General features: G+C 72.1%; 18 protein-coding genes. 7 read left to right on the forward strand and 11 right to left on the reverse strand.

Translation table 11 applies throughout. The annotated features are described in order from the left end of the window. Positions 1-18: 18 nt before the first annotated feature. Positions 19-885 (forward strand): acyl-CoA thioesterase, encoded by an 867-nt coding sequence (locus ACZ7OY_RS37800; protein ID WP_472250110.1) that lies wholly within the window; start codon positions 19-21, stop codon positions 883-885. Between the two features lies 1 nt (position 886). Here ACZ7OY_RS37800 and ACZ7OY_RS37805 read toward each other — a convergent pair whose 3' ends face one another. Both ACZ7OY_RS37805 and ACZ7OY_RS37810 read right to left on the reverse strand, forming a co-directional pair. Next, on the reverse strand, positions 887-1,864 hold the full coding sequence (locus ACZ7OY_RS37805) for a DUF6397 family protein (RefSeq protein ID WP_472250111.1): 978 nt from the start codon (positions 1,862-1,864) through the stop codon (positions 887-889). Between the two features lie 126 nt (positions 1,865-1,990). Next, entirely contained in the window at positions 1,991-2,404 is a 414-nt protein-coding gene (locus ACZ7OY_RS37810; protein ID WP_351611237.1) for a roadblock/LC7 domain-containing protein, read from the reverse strand. A 93-nt stretch (positions 2,405-2,497) separates the two neighbouring features. Here ACZ7OY_RS37810 and ACZ7OY_RS37815 point away from each other — a divergent pair, with 93 nt between their 5' ends. Next, positions 2,498-2,926 carry a PPOX class F420-dependent oxidoreductase gene (locus ACZ7OY_RS37815; RefSeq protein ID WP_351611234.1) on the forward strand — a complete coding sequence of 143 codons (429 nt, stop codon included), beginning with the start codon at positions 2,498-2,500 and terminating at the stop codon, positions 2,924-2,926. Positions 2,927-2,953: 27 nt separating this feature from the next. Here ACZ7OY_RS37815 and ACZ7OY_RS37820 read toward each other — a convergent pair whose 3' ends face one another. The 5 genes from ACZ7OY_RS37820 to ACZ7OY_RS37840 all read right to left on the reverse strand — a co-directional run bounded on the left by ACZ7OY_RS37820 (position 2,954) and on the right by ACZ7OY_RS37840 (position 8,043). Next, positions 2,954-3,559 carry a GTP-binding protein gene (locus ACZ7OY_RS37820; RefSeq protein WP_472250112.1) on the reverse strand — a complete coding sequence of 202 codons (606 nt, stop codon included), beginning with the start codon at positions 3,557-3,559 and terminating at the stop codon, positions 2,954-2,956. Positions 3,560-3,812: 253 nt separating this feature from the next. Next, entirely contained in the window at positions 3,813-4,223 is a 411-nt protein-coding gene (locus ACZ7OY_RS37825) for a DUF742 domain-containing protein (RefSeq protein WP_472250113.1), read from the reverse strand. 22 nt (positions 4,224-4,245) lie between these two features. Continuing rightward, positions 4,246-4,683, reverse strand: a complete 438-nt coding sequence (locus ACZ7OY_RS37830; protein ID WP_351611226.1) for a roadblock/LC7 domain-containing protein — start codon at positions 4,681-4,683, stop codon at positions 4,246-4,248. Further along, on the reverse strand, positions 4,680-7,202 hold the full coding sequence (locus tag ACZ7OY_RS37835) for a sensor histidine kinase (protein WP_472250114.1): 2,523 nt from the start codon (positions 7,200-7,202) through the stop codon (positions 4,680-4,682). Before ACZ7OY_RS37835 ends, ACZ7OY_RS37830 begins: the two co-directional genes overlap by 4 nt. A gap of 67 nt (positions 7,203-7,269) precedes the next feature. Continuing rightward, entirely contained in the window at positions 7,270-8,043 is a 774-nt protein-coding gene (locus ACZ7OY_RS37840; RefSeq protein WP_472250115.1) for an MHYT domain-containing protein, read from the reverse strand. Between the two features lie 152 nt (positions 8,044-8,195). On the opposite strand from ACZ7OY_RS37840, the gene ACZ7OY_RS37845 reads away from it, so the two are divergent. Beyond that, on the forward strand, positions 8,196-8,795 hold the full coding sequence (locus ACZ7OY_RS37845; protein WP_472250116.1) for a class I SAM-dependent methyltransferase: 600 nt from the start codon (positions 8,196-8,198) through the stop codon (positions 8,793-8,795). Positions 8,796-8,823: 28 nt separating this feature from the next. On the opposite strand, the gene ACZ7OY_RS37850 is transcribed toward ACZ7OY_RS37845, so the two are convergent. Then, the gene (locus tag ACZ7OY_RS37850) at positions 8,824-9,585 is read right to left on the reverse strand and encodes an alpha/beta fold hydrolase (RefSeq protein WP_472250117.1); all 762 of its coding nucleotides are present in this window, start codon (positions 9,583-9,585) and stop codon (positions 8,824-8,826) included. Between the two features lie 140 nt (positions 9,586-9,725). Here ACZ7OY_RS37850 and ACZ7OY_RS37855 point away from each other — a divergent pair, with 140 nt between their 5' ends. After that, positions 9,726-10,259, forward strand: a complete 534-nt coding sequence (locus tag ACZ7OY_RS37855; protein WP_472250118.1) for a PadR family transcriptional regulator — start codon at positions 9,726-9,728, stop codon at positions 10,257-10,259. Here ACZ7OY_RS37855 and ACZ7OY_RS37860 read toward each other — a convergent pair. Then, entirely contained in the window at positions 10,245-11,141 is an 897-nt protein-coding gene (locus ACZ7OY_RS37860; protein WP_472250119.1) for an oxygenase MpaB family protein, read from the reverse strand. The genes ACZ7OY_RS37855 and ACZ7OY_RS37860 overlap by 15 nt on opposite strands. Positions 11,142-11,250: 109 nt before the next feature. Here ACZ7OY_RS37860 and ACZ7OY_RS37865 point away from each other — a divergent pair, with 109 nt between their 5' ends. Together ACZ7OY_RS37865 and ACZ7OY_RS37870 are read left to right on the forward strand one after the other, a co-directional pair. Next, on the forward strand, positions 11,251-11,547 hold the full coding sequence (locus ACZ7OY_RS37865; protein WP_472250120.1) for a hypothetical protein: 297 nt from the start codon (positions 11,251-11,253) through the stop codon (positions 11,545-11,547). 135 nt (positions 11,548-11,682) lie between these two features. Continuing rightward, complete coding sequence (locus ACZ7OY_RS37870) at positions 11,683-12,627, forward strand: hypothetical protein (protein ID WP_472250121.1); 945 nt, start codon at positions 11,683-11,685, stop codon at positions 12,625-12,627. A 216-nt stretch (positions 12,628-12,843) separates the two neighbouring features. Here ACZ7OY_RS37870 and ACZ7OY_RS37875 read toward each other — a convergent pair whose 3' ends face one another. Next, positions 12,844-13,026 carry a hypothetical protein gene (locus ACZ7OY_RS37875; RefSeq protein WP_129796572.1) on the reverse strand — a complete coding sequence of 61 codons (183 nt, stop codon included), beginning with the start codon at positions 13,024-13,026 and terminating at the stop codon, positions 12,844-12,846. 511 nt (positions 13,027-13,537) lie between these two features. On the opposite strand from ACZ7OY_RS37875, the gene ACZ7OY_RS37880 reads away from it, so the two are divergent. After that, positions 13,538-14,878, forward strand: a complete 1,341-nt coding sequence (locus ACZ7OY_RS37880; RefSeq protein WP_472250122.1) for an esterase-like activity of phytase family protein — start codon at positions 13,538-13,540, stop codon at positions 14,876-14,878. A gap of 23 nt (positions 14,879-14,901) precedes the next feature. On the opposite strand, the gene ACZ7OY_RS37885 is transcribed toward ACZ7OY_RS37880, so the two are convergent. Continuing rightward, positions 14,902-15,180: a hypothetical protein gene (locus ACZ7OY_RS37885; protein WP_472250123.1), complete on the reverse strand. Its 279-nt coding sequence runs from the start codon at positions 15,178-15,180 to the stop codon at positions 14,902-14,904. Positions 15,181-15,650: the final 470 nt, after the last annotated feature.

Below are 15,650 nucleotides of genomic sequence, written 5' to 3' on the forward strand. Positions count from 1 at the left end.
CCGAGGAGAATCCCACCCATGACGAATCCGGCCGAGAGGCTCGTCGACCTGCTCGACCTGGAGCAGATCGAGGTCAACATCTTCCGTGGCCGCAGCCCGCAGGAATCCCTGCAACGGGTCTTCGGCGGCCAGGTGGCGGGCCAGGCACTGGTCGCCGCCGGGCGCACCACGGACGGCGAGCGCCCGGTGCACTCGCTGCACGCGTACTTCCTGCGCCCCGGCCGTCCGGGCGTGCCGATCGTGTACCAGGTCGAGCGGGTCCGGGACGGGCTGTCGTTCACCACCCGCCGGGTCACCGCCGTGCAGCAGGGCCGCACGATCTTCAATCTCACCGCCTCCTTTCACAGGCCTGAGGAAGGTCCCTTCGAGCACCAGTTGCCGCCGGCCCGCAAGGTGCCGTCTCCGGAGTCCCTGCCGACGGTCGCGGAGGAGATCCGGGAGCATCTGGGGGCACTGCCGGAGCAGTTGGAACGGATGGCGCGCCGTCAGCCCTTCGACATCCGGTATGTGGACCGGCTGCGCTGGAACGCCGAGGACATCGAGGGTGCCGAGCCGCGCAGCGCGGTGTGGATGCGTGCGGTCGGTCCGCTCGGGGACGATCCGCTGGTGCACACGTGCGCGTTGACGTACGCGAGCGACATGACGCTGCTGGACGCCGTCCGTATCCCGGTCGAACCCCTGTGGGGTGCGCGGAACTTCGACATGGCGTCGCTGGACCATGCCATGTGGTTCCACCGGCCGTTCCGCGCGGACGAGTGGTTCCTGTACGACCAGGAGTCGCCGATCGCCACGGGCGGGCGGGGCCTGGCCCGCGGCCGGATCTACGACCTGGAGGGACGCCTGCTGGTGTCCGTCGTCCAGGAGGGTCTGTTCCGGGCGCTGTAGGTCAGGGGCCTCTGCGGCACAGCCGGCTCAGGAAGCCGCGCGTCCGCTCGGGCCGGTCCGGCACGTGCGTCGCTGCGCCGCGGACTTCGCGCCGTGGGGTCCGACGATCCGCGTCCGCGGTCCCGTGAGGTGCGGGGCGTGGCACGGGCCGGTGCCGGCGAGCCAGCTCGACGGCGCGCGCCAGGTCGGCCCTGAGCCGGCCGATCTCGTCCGGGTCGGCGGCCATGGCGATCGTCTCGGCGATCCGCGCGGACGGTGACCCGGGAGCGCCCTGGGCGGGCGGATCCGGCCGGAACCGGTCGACCCTGGCTCGCTCGCGGGGATCCGTGACGGTCTCGGCGATCTGGTCGGGGGCGAGCAGAGCGGCCAGGGCACCCGCGCGCTGCCAGGGGCCGTCGGCCTGCCGCAGCAGGAATTCCAGCTGTCGTGCCCGCCAGTTGCGGGGCCGCAGGTCCACTCCCGCGCGCAGCCGGTCCCGCAGCGCTTCGGGGGTACGCCCGGTCAGCAGTCGGCGGTGTTCCTCCTTGGCGGCGAACTGCTCGATGTCGTCGGCGAGATACAGCCAGACCAACGCGCGGTAGCGGTTGAGGTAAAAGTTCACCGGGGTCACCAGGCCCAGACGTGCCAGGCGGGTGAAGCGGGCGGCCGTCACGTCCAAGAGGGCCGCGCCTTCCCTGGTCCCCACGACCCGGACGCCGGCGCGCAGCCCCTCGGGGAAGTCCGCCGCGGCACGCAACCGGTCGATCTCGCTGTGCGCGACGCGGCGCGCTCCCCCGCCGCCTTCGTCGGGCACGGTCCGGATCCGTCCGAGGCGCACGGCGAGATCGAACTCGCCCCGCCTGAGTCCCAGTTCCCGGGCGGCGCGGCTGGTGGCGACGGTGCCTGTCGCGATGGTGGGGACGTGCGGTGTCGTGATGGTGGGCACGTGCGGTGTCGTGATGGTGGGCACGTGCGGTGTCGTGATCGTGTGGCCGGACATGGTCGGTCTCCCCCGTGGAGTCGGTGACTCGCGCCGTGCGCGCTTGCCGTGGGAAAAACCGTAGCCGCAGCGGCGCTTGTCGTGGCGAGCCTGTGGATAACTCGACGGAGGATGAAAAACCGCAGGTCAGATGTCTACGACCGGAGTTCGTTCGGGCTGACGGGCGTCCAGTCCGAGGTGTTCGCCGACTCGGTTGACGAGGAGTGTCATCTCGTAGGCGATCTGGCCGATGTCGGCCTGCGCGCCGGTGAGGACGCTCAGGCAGCTGCCGGTGCCCGCGGCGGTGACGAACAGGACGGCGTCGTCGAACTCGACCATCGTCTGACGCACCTGTCCCGCACCGAAGTGGCGTCCCGAGCCCTTGGCCAGGCTGTGCAGTCCGGACGACACGGCGGCCAGATGCTCCGAATCCTCCCGTCGTAGTCCTGTGCTCGCGGCCGTCACCAGTCCGTCGCTGGACAACACCAAGGCGTGCCGTACGTGTTCGACACGCTCGGTCAGGTCGTCCAGCAGCCAGCCGAGTCCCTGGTTCTGCTCCATGATCCGGTCTCCCCGTGCGACGTCTCCCCCTGACCGGAGGATCTCTCCGCCAGCCTTCCCCACCTCAGGGCGCCCGGCAAGGAGGATGTGGACATGGCACAGAAGATGACCGATGACGAGTGGCGGGCGTTCGTCTCGTACGGGACGCGCACGGGGAAATTGTCCACCGTCCGGGCCGACGGAAGCCCGCACGTGGCGCCGATCTGGTTCCTGCTGGACGGGGACGAGATCGTGTTCAACACCGGCAAGAGCACCGTGAAGGGACGCAATCTGGCCAGGGACGGCCGGGTCGCGCTGTGCGTGGACGACGACCGGCCGCCGTTCGACTTCGTGGTGGTGCACGGACGTGCGGCGCTCTCGGAGGACCTGGACGAGGTCCGGCACTGGGCCACCCGGATCGCCGCCCGGTACATGGGCGAGGACCGGGCCGAGGAGATCGGCGCCCGCAACGGCGTCCCGGGAGAACTCCTCGTCCGGATCGGGGTCGAGAAGGTCCTGGCGGAGAAGGGCGTCGCCGACTGACGGCGCCGCCGGTCCGAAGGCCGACCGTCAGCCCACCGAGTCGAGCAGCCGGGCGGTGTGCATCCGCCCGGCGTACTCGACGAGCCGGATCAGGACTTCCTTCCCCGAGTCGCGGTCGCGGGCGTCGCACAGCACGACGGGCGTGCCCTCGTCGAGATCGAGGGCCGACGAGACCTCGCGGGCGCCGTAGGTCCGTGCGCACGGGAAGCAGTTGACGGCCACCACGAACGGGATGTGGCGGTGCTCGAAGTAGTCCACGGCGGGGAAGCAGTCCTCCAGCCGCCGGGTGTCCGCGAGGACCACGGCTCCGAGGGCTCCCTGCGACAGCTCGTCCCACAGGAACCAGAAGCGGTCCTGGCCGGGGGTGCCGAACAGGTACAGGGAGAGGCCGGAGCGGATGGTGATGCGCCCGAAGTCCATCGCGACGGTCGTCGTGACCTTCTGGTCCACGCCGCCGGTGTCGTCCACCAGCTGTCCGGCCTCGCTGAGCAGTTCCTCGGTGCGCAGCGGCCTGATCTCGCTGACCGCGCCCACCAGGGTGGTCTTGCCCACGCCGAACCCGCCGGCGACCAGGATCTTCAACGCCAGGGCGGTCGTGTCGCCGTCCATGTCTTCGGAGTGCTCGGAGATCATCGATCACTTCTCTCGGGAGTACGGGCCACGGCAGACGTCCGTCCGTCGGGGTGCGGCACGCCCGGGCGGACGGTCCGCCCGTGGCTCCGGGGCGGTTTCACGAAGTCAGCATCATGACAACTGCACCCCCTTCAGGGGGCATTCGACCGTTTGTGGAACGATCGGGCCGATCTGTGCACGTTCGCTGCACGGCGGGCTGCCGAAGTCGCCGATGTGCACGTCCATTCGGGTCCGGACGGTGGTGAACGTTCATCTACAGTGCCCGCAGCCCTGCGATCACTTCGCGCAGAATCCGTTCGTCGGGCAGCTGAGCCGGGGGAACCGGCCGGCTGACGACGACGCGGCCCAGCTCCAGGAGGTCGCCGAGCAGGACCCGGACGACGCCGACGGGCAGGTCGGCGCCTGCCGCGAGTTCGGCGACGGACTGTGTCTCCGGACGGCACAGATCGACGAGGCGGCGGTGCTCCGGGCCGAGACCGGCGTCGTCGGCTCCGGACGCCGCCGGGTCCAGGGTGACGAGCGCGATCAGGTCGAAGCGCACTCCGACGGGGCCGGGCTTGGTCCGTCCTCCCGTCACGGCGTACGGGCGCACCAAGGGCCCGGCCTCGTTGTCGTACCACTGGCTGCCCTGCTCGTGCGGGGCCGCGCGCCTGCCTTCGGTCATCTTCGCCGGCCGTTCCCTCGCCTCATCCACCGGCCGGCGGGCGCGCGGTGGCGCGCGGCGCGCTGCGCAGGTGCTCGCCCACGCGCTTGACCAGGCGTGCCATCTCGTACGCCACCAGGCCGATGTCGGCGGTCACCGCGGTCAGCAGGGCGAGGCAGGAGCCGTCGCCCGCGGCGGCCACGAACAGGAAGCCGTCGTCCATCTCCACCATCGTCTGGCGTACGCCGCCGGCGCCGAAGTGCCGACCCGCGCCCTTGGCCAGGCTGTGGAAGCCGGAGGCGACCGCGGCCAGGTGTTCGGCGTCCTCCCGGCTCAGGTCGGTGGACGCGCCCACGGCGAGGCCGTCGTTGGACAGCACCACTGCGTGCCTGACTTCGCGCACGCGCGTCACCAGGTCGTCCAGCAGCCAGTCGAGTTCGCCGGACCGCCGGGCCTGCCTCACGCTCGGGTCCTGGATCATGCGGGGTCTCCTTCGCCTCTGTCGCTGACCGGTGCGGAGCCCGGGGTGGCTCCGCGGCCGGGTTGCCTGCCTCCGCCGCGTGTCCACCCCGCGCGAAAGGCCGTCATGCGGTCCCGTACGAGTTCCGGTGTGCGCCCGTCGTCACCGCCCGGGTCGGCCGGCTGCTCCGGCTCCTCGACGGCCCGCTCCCTCAGTTGGGGGGCGAGGCTGGCCTGCCGTACCCGGCGCGGGAGGTTGTCGGATCCCGCGGCGTCGTCCGTGGGGCGGTGCAGGCGCAAGGTGGCGACTCCGGGGGACGGGTCCTGGGGCCCGGCTGCCGCCGCGGTCTGTGCGGGGGCGGACAGCGCCGGCCGGTCGGTGGACGGGGGAACGGCTTCCTGGTGCGCGGTGGGGCCCACCACGCGCGCGTAGGCACGTGGTTCCACGGTGCGCGGTGCTTCCTCGGCCGCGTAGGGAGAACGTTCCGGCGCACCGCTGTGCAACAGGGCGGTGGGCAGCAGGACGACCGCGGTGGTGCCGCCGTAGGGCGAGGTCCGCAGATGCACCTTGATGTCGTGGCGCGCCGCGAGCCGGCTGACCACGAACAGGCCGAGCCGGTCGCTGTCGAAGAGATTCAGGGCTTCGGACTGCGCGATGCGCCGGTTGGCCTCGGCGAGCGTCTCCTTGCCCATGCCGAGTCCGCGGTCCTCGACCTCGATCACGTAACCGTTGCCGACGGGTTCGCCGGCGATGCGCACGCGTGTGTGGGGCGGTGAGAACTGGGCCGCGTTCTCGACGATCTCGGCCAGCAGGTGGGTGAGGTCGGCCACCGCGGTGCCGATGACGGACGCCTCGGGGAGTTGTCTTACCTCCACGCGCGCGTAGTCCTCGATCTCGGAGACGGCCGCGCGGACCACGTTCGTCAGGGAGACCGGTATGCGCCAGGCCCGGCCGGGGGCCGCGCCGGAGAGGATGATCAGGCTCTCCGCGTGGCGGCGCATTCGGGTGGTGAGGTGGTCGAGACGGAAGAGGTCGCCGAGCTCGTCGGGGTCGTCCGACCGGCGTTCCATGCTGTCGAGGAGGCTGAGCTGGCGGTGGACGAGGACCTGGCTGCGGCGCGCGAGGTTGACGAACACACCGGAGATGCCGCTGGCCAGTTCCGCACGTTCCACGGCGGCGTGCAGCGCGGCCCGGTGCACGATGCCGAGGGCCTCGGCGACCTGACCTGTCTCGTCCTCCGCGCGTGGTCCTGGCGGCGCCTCCGCCAGGACGTCGATCTCCTCGCCCGCGTGCAGCCTGCGCATGGTCTCGGGCAGTTTGCGCCGGGCGATGTCCAGAGCGCGGTTGCGCAGGCCGACCAGTTCGACGACCAGGCCGCGTCCGATGCGCACCGAGATGACCAGCGACGCGGTGACGGCGACGAGCCCGAGCAGCACCGCGGCACCCGCCGAGGTGAGCAGGCCGCGGGTGAACGGGTCGGCCCGGTCGGCGACGCCGCGCGCGGCGTCCTTCTCGATGGCGCGCATGCCGCCCTGCACGCGCGTGTGCGCGTCGTCCCACGTGGCGCCGGGTGCCGCGTCGATCGCGCGCGGGCCGGAGCCGCTCGCCAGGACGCGGTCCTCGACCGCCTCCACGGCGGCGTAGGCGCCGCTTTCGGCGAGGCTCCGCCAGGCGGCGCGTTCGGAGCCGCGCAGGTCCACGACGGCCGACCCGGTGAGCGCGCGACGGATGTCGACGGCCCCGGTGAACTGCCTCAGCCGCGCCCCGTCGAGCGTGCCGACGAGGCGTGCGCTGGCGAGCAGCGTGTCCTCCTGGGCCAGTGCCTCCCCCGCGCGGGAGAATTCGAGCAGTACGCGCGTGTCCGAGCCGAGGTCGGCGTCCTGGACGCCGGTCAGCGCTCCGTCGACGCGGAAGGCGGCGGTGATGCTGTCCGTGTAGCGCGTGTACGCCTCCTGCCATCCGGCGCGGCCGTCGAGCACGTCGGCCCGCAGGGAACGCAGGTCCTCCACGCCCATGACGAACGCCTCCAGCCGCTGGGCCACCCCGGCGGGCATCTCCTGGCCGTCGGCGACGGTGTTGCGGTCGCCGAGGCGCAACTTCGCGACGGCTCCGTCCGTGCGCCGCGTCAGCTCGCGGAAGTCACCTCCGGAGGCGAGGGCCGGTTCGGTCGCGTACCGCACGGCCGTGGCGCGCTCGGCCTGGAGGGCGGTGACCGCGGCCGCGACGGGGGCCCGGACCTGGGCGTCCACCTGCTGCAACTGCAGCAGCCTGGAGACGTCCTGAGCGGTGCTGACGGTGGCGGACGCCCACAGCGCCAGCAGTGACACGACCGGCACCATCAGCAAGCAGACGATCTTGGCGCGGACGGTGCCCGGCCGCAGCCGCCGGCCCGCGCGCCCGTGCGGGCCGTCCGTCGGCGCGGCCGGGGAGTCGTCGGGGCCCTCGTCGGCGGGTGGTCCGGCGTGTGCGCGGCGACCGCGTGCCGGGGACGGAGGCGGCGTCTCGGCGCCGGCCGGGGCGGTCCTACGGGGTGTACGCATGGCCTCCTCGCTCGGAAGTGGTTCGTTCGTGGGCCTTGGGCGCGGATCCACCGGCGCGGCAGGCCCGCTAGCGGGCGACGCTCTCGGCCGTGCGCTGGGCCGAGGCGGATGCCTCGCGCTCCCCCGTCGTCGGTGACAGCGCGACGAAGGCCGAGGTCAGGAAGAGGTAGGAACCGAGGCCGACGGCGAGGGGGAAGATGAACTGCATCGCCGAGGCTCCGGGCAGGGCGGCGCCGGAGGGCGTGACGTGCACGCTCACGGCGAACATCCCGGTGTAGTGCATGCTGCTGACGGCGGCTCCCATGACGAGGGAGGCGACGGTGACCGCGACCGGCGACTTGATGTTGAGGGCCGCCCACAGAGCCGCGGTCGCCGCGACGACGGCGATCAGGACGGAGAGCCCGACGAGCGGCGGGTCGTAGCTCACGCGGCCGTGCAGCCGCATCGCGGCCATGCCGAGGTAGTGCATGCTCGCGACGCCCAGCCCGGTGGTGAGTCCGCCGAGGAGCAGCGCGCGGGTGCGGCCGCGGCCGTAGCCGACGGCGAAGACTCCGGCGGATACGACGATCATGGCGACCACGAGGCTCAGGACGGTGAGCGGCACGTCGTAGTGGATGTCCGTGCCGCCGACGCCGAAGCCGAGCATGGCCACGAAGTGCATCGTCCAGATGCCGGTACCGATCGCCGAGGCCGCGGTGAGCAGCCAGTTGCGGCGCGAGCGCCCGGTGGCACCGAGGGCGCGGACGGTGCAGCGGAGTCCCAGCGCAGCCCCTGTGCACGCCATCACGTACGACAGCGCGGGGGTCAGCCAGCCGAAGGTGGCGTGGTCCAAATGTCCCATGGCCGGTGGACGCTAGTCGGGGCATGGGAGCACGGAGGGGGCGCATTTCGAAACCTGCTGGAATATGGCGCATATATGCGTCGGTTCGATCGCCCGAAGCTCGAACATGTGCGCCGAGACGTCGCCGGTGTCGGTACGGGATCATGCGGAACATGAGCGACCACCACACGCACGTCCAGGAGTTCTTCACCGCCCGGGCCGCCGGCTGGGACAGCCGCTTCCCCGACGACGGCCCCGCCTACGCGGCCGCCGTCGCCGCGCTGGGCCTGCGCGAAGGGGACCGCGTGCTCGACGCGGGCTGCGGCACCGGGCGCGCCCTCGGGCCGCTGCGGGCCGCCGTGGGCGCCTCGGGAGTGGTCGTCGGAGCCGATCTGACACCGGCCATGCTGGAGGCGGCCGCACGGGCCGGACAGGGCCGGAACGGGGGGCTGTTGCTCGCCGACGTCACCGCGCTCCCGTTGCGTTCCCGGTCGCTGGACGCGGTGTTCGCGGCAGGGCTCGTCGCCCATCTGCCTCGTCCCGCGGAGAACCTCCGGGAGCTGGCCCGTGCGGTGCGTCCCGGCGGCACGCTGGCGCTGTTCCATCCGATCGGCAGAAGGGCGCTGGCCGCACGTCAGGGCCGCGAGATCACCCCGGACGACCTGCGCGCGGAACCCCGCCTGCGTCCGCTCCTGGCCGCCTCGGGATGGCGTATGACGTCGTACGTCGACGAGGACGCGCGATTCCTGGCCCTGGCGCTCCGGGAGGGCTGAGACACCCGGCTGCGACCGGCCCGGAGGGTCAGCCCCGGCCGCCTCCCAGGACCGCCGCGACGAACGCGTCGGGGTTGTCGAACATGACGTTGTGACCGGCGCCGGCCACGGTCATCACCCGTACCCCCGCGGCCTCCAGGGTTTCCCTGCCCTCGAGTTCCCCGCTCCGCTCACCCTGCACGTACACGCGCTCGACCGTCAGTCCTTCGAGAACGGTGCGCATCACCGGATCCGAACCCTTCCTGAGCCCCACGGCGGAACGGTGCAGGGCGCGCGGGTCCGCCAGTCGCATGGTCGCCGCCCACAGCGGTCCCACCTGCTCCAGCACGCGCGCGTGGCCGCCGTCGACGAAGGCGCCCTCCTCGTAGGAGGCGATGCCGCTGCTCCCCGCCGTGACCGGCGGGAAGGCGTCGAGGTTGGCCTCGGTGAGGACCAGCCGGGACACGAGGTCGGGCCGCCGCCGGGCGAGCACGATGGCGACGGAACCGCCCATGCTGTGCCCGACGAGTTCGGCACCCGTCACGCCGGCGGCGTCCAGTGCCGCAGCCAGGGCGTCCGCGTGGTCCACGAGGGTGTAGCCGAAGTCCTCGGGCCGGTCGCTGATGCCGTGCCCGGGCAGGTCCACGAACAGACTGCGCCGCCCCGCGAGTTCGGGCCGGGCGGCGACATGCGCGTGGTACACGGCCGAGGTCGCGCCGAGGCCGTGCACGTACACGCGCGCGGGTTCGGCTCCCGGCGTCTCCGTCCAACGCACGCAGTTCCCCTTGCCGTCGAACTCAGCCTGCTTCATCGCGTCTCCTCACGTCACCGGTCCCGCCCTGCACGGCCGCCACGAATATACATCGGTATCGAGGTATCATGGAAGCGATGTATAGAGCAGTGCGTGAGCGATCCACATCAGACGCACCCCCCGTGGGCGAGAATGCGGGCATGCTCGAGCTCGCCATCCTCGGATTCCTGTACGACGCCCCGCTGCACGGCTATGAGCTGCGTAAACGCATCACCGCCCTCACAGGGCACGTGCGGCCCGTGGCCGAGAGCACGCTCTATCCCGCGATCAAGCGCATGGAGCTGGCCGGCCTCCTCGCCCGCACGACCGAACCGGGCGCGGTGGCGGCCCCACGGCACGTTCTGACGCTCACCGACGAGGGCAGGCGCGAACTGCGCCACCGGCTCGCCGAACCCGTCCAGCGCGACATCACCGACGAGAACCGCTGGTTCACGGTGCTCGCCTTCCTTCGGCATCTGGACGACCCCGGCGCCCAGTCGGCCGTACTGCGGCGCAGGCTGGCGTTCCTCGAGGAACCGGCGAGCTTCTTCTACGCGGGTGACCGCCCGCTGCGCGCCGAGGAGGTGGACGATCCCTTCAGACGCGGCATCCTGACCATCGCGCGCGCCACTTCTCGCGCCGAACTCGCCTGGCTGCGGGACACGCTGGACTCCCTGGAGTCACTCGGCGGTTGACGCGCCCGGATGCCTCACGGGACAACCCCGTACGCCGGCGACCGGGCGGGTGCCCAGGTCCTCCAGCCGGTAGCCGTCGGGGTAGCCCTTGATCTCCCAGTTCTGACGCGCGTGGTGCGGTGCGCGCCGCGGCGGCAGCAACCGGACGGCTCGCCCCCGCATCCGGACCGCGCGGCGCACCAGCGCGCGGGTGGCATCACCCGGCGGGGTGTACCGGAAGGCCCGCAGCAGTGGTTCGTCGAGCAGTGCGAGCGTCGAGGCACGCAGCAGCGGGGCGAGCGGGCGCGGATACCAGGACGTCATCAGGTCGAGAGTGGCGTCCGAGACGCGCCGAGCCTCCTCGTCCCAGTCGAAGTGGGCCTCTTCGTAGGCGTCGAGACAGGCCTCGAACTCCTCGTAGGTCCGGGGGACGTCCTTGATGGCCATGTGCCGCCCCAGAGTTCGGTAGTGAACGGCCGAAGCGACGACCTCGTGGCGTGACAGCCGGCGCCACGCGTAGGTATCGATCCACCTCCTGGGCATGACGACGAACGTGCACAGGACATAGCGCATGTCGTCGTCGCTGATGTCGTAGCTGCGGTGCATCTGGTTGATGCGGCGGACCGCGGTGCGGCCCTGGATGCTGTCGAACCCGTGCTCGACGACGGCGTCGAGCAGTAGCGAAGTGTCGTCGTAGCGCTTTTGCGGACGGTCCGTGAGCTCCGCCGTCTCGGCCAGCAGCCGACCGATGCTCGGAACGGCATACGTGCGGTAGAGGGCCAATTCGAGCGCCCGGGTGTAGTCCCAGGGGAACTCGTACGCCGAGCTGAGCCGGTAGATCTCGAGCGAGTCCCGGTACGGGTCCAACCGCCTGATCTGTTCCAGCCGCTCGAACCGCTTCATCGAAGCGACCCCCTTCTGCCGTCGAGGCTTCAACTCTACGTTGGGGACGAGGCGATGGCCGATCGGAAGACAACCGCACTTGGGGGGCACCGTTTTCGGCAGAGTCCGTTTGTCCGACCGGATCCGCAGGACGTACGCGGGGATTCCGGGCTCGGAACGGCCCGGGGCGAAGACCGAGCGCCGACGACGTACGCACAACCTGTTCGAGGCGGCCGCCGTGTACGTCGTGGCCTGCGCGGAGGACGATCAGGAGCGGATCGCCGAGGCGGAGGGACGGGTGTCACCGGAGGTGCTGTCGTTCGGGGTGAGCGAGCCGGCGTGCCGCGCCGTCATCGCCCTCGCACGGGAGCGCGACGAGTCGCCGGGCGCGGTGGCACGTGATCTTCTCGGGCTCCCGACGGCCTGAGGACCCCGGCCGCGGTTGGCCGATTCGTCCCGTCCGGACGAAAACCGCAGTTCCGCATGTGCGTGGGAGCGGTGACAAGCGGCTTCCGGGCACACTAGGGTGCGCGCCGATGGACGAACCTATGGGGAGGCTGAGATGGCCGGGACGGACGAGGACACCGTCGCCGCCGCGGACGACGCGCTCTACGTGCTCACGGCGCTGCTGCTGACGCCGGCGAAATTCCCGACCGTACTGGGCGACGACTACCCGGAGGCCTGCTCGGCCCTCGGTCTCGCCCCTCTCGTCGACGGCTACGGCCTCGTGCTGGGGCAGGACGGCGACGGGGCGCGCTGGACGGTCGCGATCGACGACGTGTCGCTGGCCGCCGTCGCGATCGCGACGTGGGACTGCGGCCTGGAGTACGACCTGTCGCCCGAGGAGCAGACCGTCGTGGCCGCCCTGCCCGGCTGGCCCCTCGAGGTGGCGGTCGCGGCGCCCGGCGTGCCGGCACCGCACGATCCGGCCCCGGAGGAGGGGGACGGCCCACCTCTGTGCCCGCCGGACACGAGCACCTGGGGCCCGGCCCAGCGGCGCCTGGGCGCGGACGAGATCGCCATGCAGTGGGCACGGTGGCGGGAGCAGCTCGACGAGGACGCCTTCAGCCCCTCCGCGAAGGATCCCGGGACGGCCGCGGGCCCGGACAGCGCCTCCGCGGCGGCAGAGGACGCCGGCGGCGCCTCGGCAGCCTCTGCGGGCACCGACGCGGACGCCGGGGCGTCCGAGGCCGACGACAAGGCCGGCGAGCCCGGCGGGACCGCACCCAAGGAGCCCGGCCACCAGGGGATCCGGCGCGTCCTGGCGGAGGCCTGGGCGTACGTCGATTCGCCGCCGCCCCTGGGACGGGTGCGGTCCTCCTTCGGATCGGGGGACGCGCGGACCCTGCGCGCCGACGGTCCGGGCTGGTCGCTGGTGGCGAGGACCGACGACATCGCGTTCGTCCTGCTGGACGACGAGCCCGGTGAGGTGCTGCCGGTGGGACGCGGACCGGAGCTGCCCCGCCTGCTGGCAGCCCTCGACAAGATGGCCGTACGCCCGAACTGAGGCCGGCCCCGGACCCGGCGGCCGGCCGTCGGCGGCTCGGGGCGGCCGGAGCTGCGGGCGGCGGCTCCGGGTGGCGATGACTCCGGCCGGCACGGGCGTGTGCCGGCCGGCCCGGTACCCCGCGACCGCACCCGGCGCGCGGTCAGGCGTCCACGGGCCTCGCCCGCGGTCGGCCGTCCACGGACCACGCCGTCCGCGGGCCCGTGGACGGACGCGTCAGCGCCCCAGCTCCTTGCGGCCGACCCTGCGCAGCCTGCGCCGCTGCGAGGGGTCCAGCGCGAGGTACGCGGCCGCGGGAACGCCCAGGACTATCAGCAGTGCGGCCCACCATGGCAGCCAGATCAGCAGGATGAGCCCGGCCGCCACCCCTCCCGCGGCGATCTTCGCGTTCTTCGACATGTGCGTCGCCTCCTTCGCGGCCCCTGCCGCTCTCTGCTGTGAAAACGGGCCCGCGCTCCCCGCGGTTCCGACTCGCGCCCCTGAGACGTCCCTGAAACCCGACCCTTACGGGACCCCGAGAGGGTAAAAAACCGCCCTTCATGACGTGATATGCATCACACTCTAAGGCGGTCCGGGCCGAGCGCGCCGCCGTCCGCGCCACCCCGCCGAAGCCGCCGCCCGGCCCTCCTCCGGACGGATCCGACCGTCACCGCGGACGCACCCCGACAGACCCGCCCGCCTTCGGCGACAGCCCTCCACACGGATGCCCCTCCAGGGAACCAGGACCCCCGCACGGCTCGGCGCCGGTCCGCCGAGCGGCCGACTTCCGGCGTTCACCGGGCCGTCGTTCGGCGTTCGATCGGAAACCCAACTCTGTCCGCTGTCAACGCACTTGGTCCGTACGACCCCAACTCGGCAATCTCGCCCCACATCTGACGGCTTTTCCGCAACCTGCTCCTCAGGAGGCTCGATGTCCCCGCTCGCCACCGGCCGGCGCCGCGTCCACCGTTCCGTCGCGGCGGGTGTACCCCTCGCGGTACTGGCCGCACTCGTGGCGGCCGGACCGGCCGCGAGCGCGCCCTCCGAGGACGCCCGCGTCGTCCGCGCGGCGACGCTCGGAGACCTTCCGCTCGGCGCGTTCAGCAATGCGCTGCTGCCCGGGACCGTGGACGACGACCGTGGCGTCGACCTCGGCGGCATCGGCAGCGACATCTACCCGGCGGGCCGCAAGGGCGAGTTCTGGACGATCACCGACCGTGGGCCCAACGGCCAGATCAAGGTGAGCGGCACCAAGCGCCGCACGTTCCCGGTCCCCGGCTTCGACCCGGCGATCGTGAAGATCCGGGTCTCCGGTGACACCGTGAAGGTGCTCGACGCCATTGCGCTCACCACGTCGTCCGGGAAGCCCGTGACGGGCCTGTCGAACCTGGCGGGACGCGACGAGGCTCCGTACTCCTACAACGCGACGACGCCCCTGTCCTACAACCCGAACGGGCTGGACACCGAGGGAATCGTGCGCGCCGCGGACGGCAGCTTCTGGCTGGTCGACGAGTACGGTCCTTCCCTCGTTCATGTCTCCGCGCGCGGCAGGGTGCTCGTCCGCTACGTGCCCAAGGGGCTGGAACTCCCCGGTGCGGACTACCCGGTGGTCCAGTCGCTGCCGGCCGTGCTGCTGCACCGGAAGATCAACCGCGGCTTCGAGGGACTCGCCCAACTGCCCTGCGGCGACCTGGTGATGGCGTTGCAGAGCCCGCTGTCCCTGCCGGACGCGAACGCCGGAGAGGCCTCGCGCACCACCCGGCTGCTGCGCTTCTCCACCAAGAAGCGGGCGGTCACCGCCGAGTACGCCTACCGCTTCGACCCGGTGAACGTGGTCGACCCGAGCGAGGACGACACCTCGGAGCTCAAGATCTCCTCGGTCGTCGCCGTCGGCGGGGACCGGCTGCTGGTCGAGGAGCGCACCGACAAGGCCGCCCGGCTGCAACTGATCCGTCTGGACCGCAGGGAGAACATTCTCGGGAGCGTCTGGGACGACGACACGACGTCGCCCTCCCTGGAGCAGCTCGACGATCCGGCGGCCGCGGGCGTCCCGGTGCCGGCCAAGCGGCTGGTCGTCGATCTGGGCAAGGTCGCCGGCGTACCGGGGAAGATCGAAGGCGTCGCGCGCGTGGATCACGACACGCTCGCCCTCATCAACGACAACGACTTCGGCATGACGGACGGCGCGGGCGCCTTCGACGCGCAGGGCCGGCTGGTCGACAGCGGTATCGAGACGACGGTGACCTACGTGCGGCTGCCGCGGGGCATCTGACCCACGGCTGTCCGCGCCCGCCGTCAGGGTGCCAGCGACGGAAGCAACGACACCAGGTCGCTGGGCAGTTCGGTGGGAAGCGCGGTCGGCAGCTCGGTGGGAAGCTCGGTCGGCAGTGCGGTGGGCAACCCGCTGGGCAGGGTGCTGGGCAGCTCGGTCGGGAGGCTGAAGGAGGGCGCGGGAGTGGTGCTCGCACTGCTCTCATCGGCCGGTTTCCGTGCGGGCGAGTCGTCGTTCCGAGAGGTCGTCAGGACCACGACGGCGACGATGATCCCGACGGCGACGATCGCCGCGAGCAGCAAGTGAAGGGGGTTGCGACGCCGCCCGGGCCCACGTGGGTCCTGGGGCGGCGGGCCGTACCCGCTGTCGCCTCCCGGGGGGCCGTAGCCGCTGTCGCCTCCCGGCGGCGGGCCGTAGCCCCCTTCGTGGCCGCCGTGAGCGCGGCCGGTGGGTACGGTAGGCGGTCCGAATCCGCCGCCCGGCGGCTCGGGCGGCTGTGGCGGTACGGGCGGTACGGGCGGTATGGCCATACCGCCCAGGGTCGCGCCGTACCGGCCCCGATGCGACCCCCGCACGGAGGTTGACACGGAATCAGGTCGTGGACCGCATGATTCCGGGTCATTCCGCGCGGGGGCCGGTCACGGCGAGGCCATGCGAACAGGTACGTGCGTTCAGCCGCGGGTGCCGAGGAGGTGGTCCATGGCGAGCTGGTCGAGGCGCTCGAACGCCATCCCGCGCGCGGCGGCCGCGTCGACGTCGAACTCCTCGAACG

This window comes from Streptomyces sp. NPDC107559 (assembly GCF_055657365.1).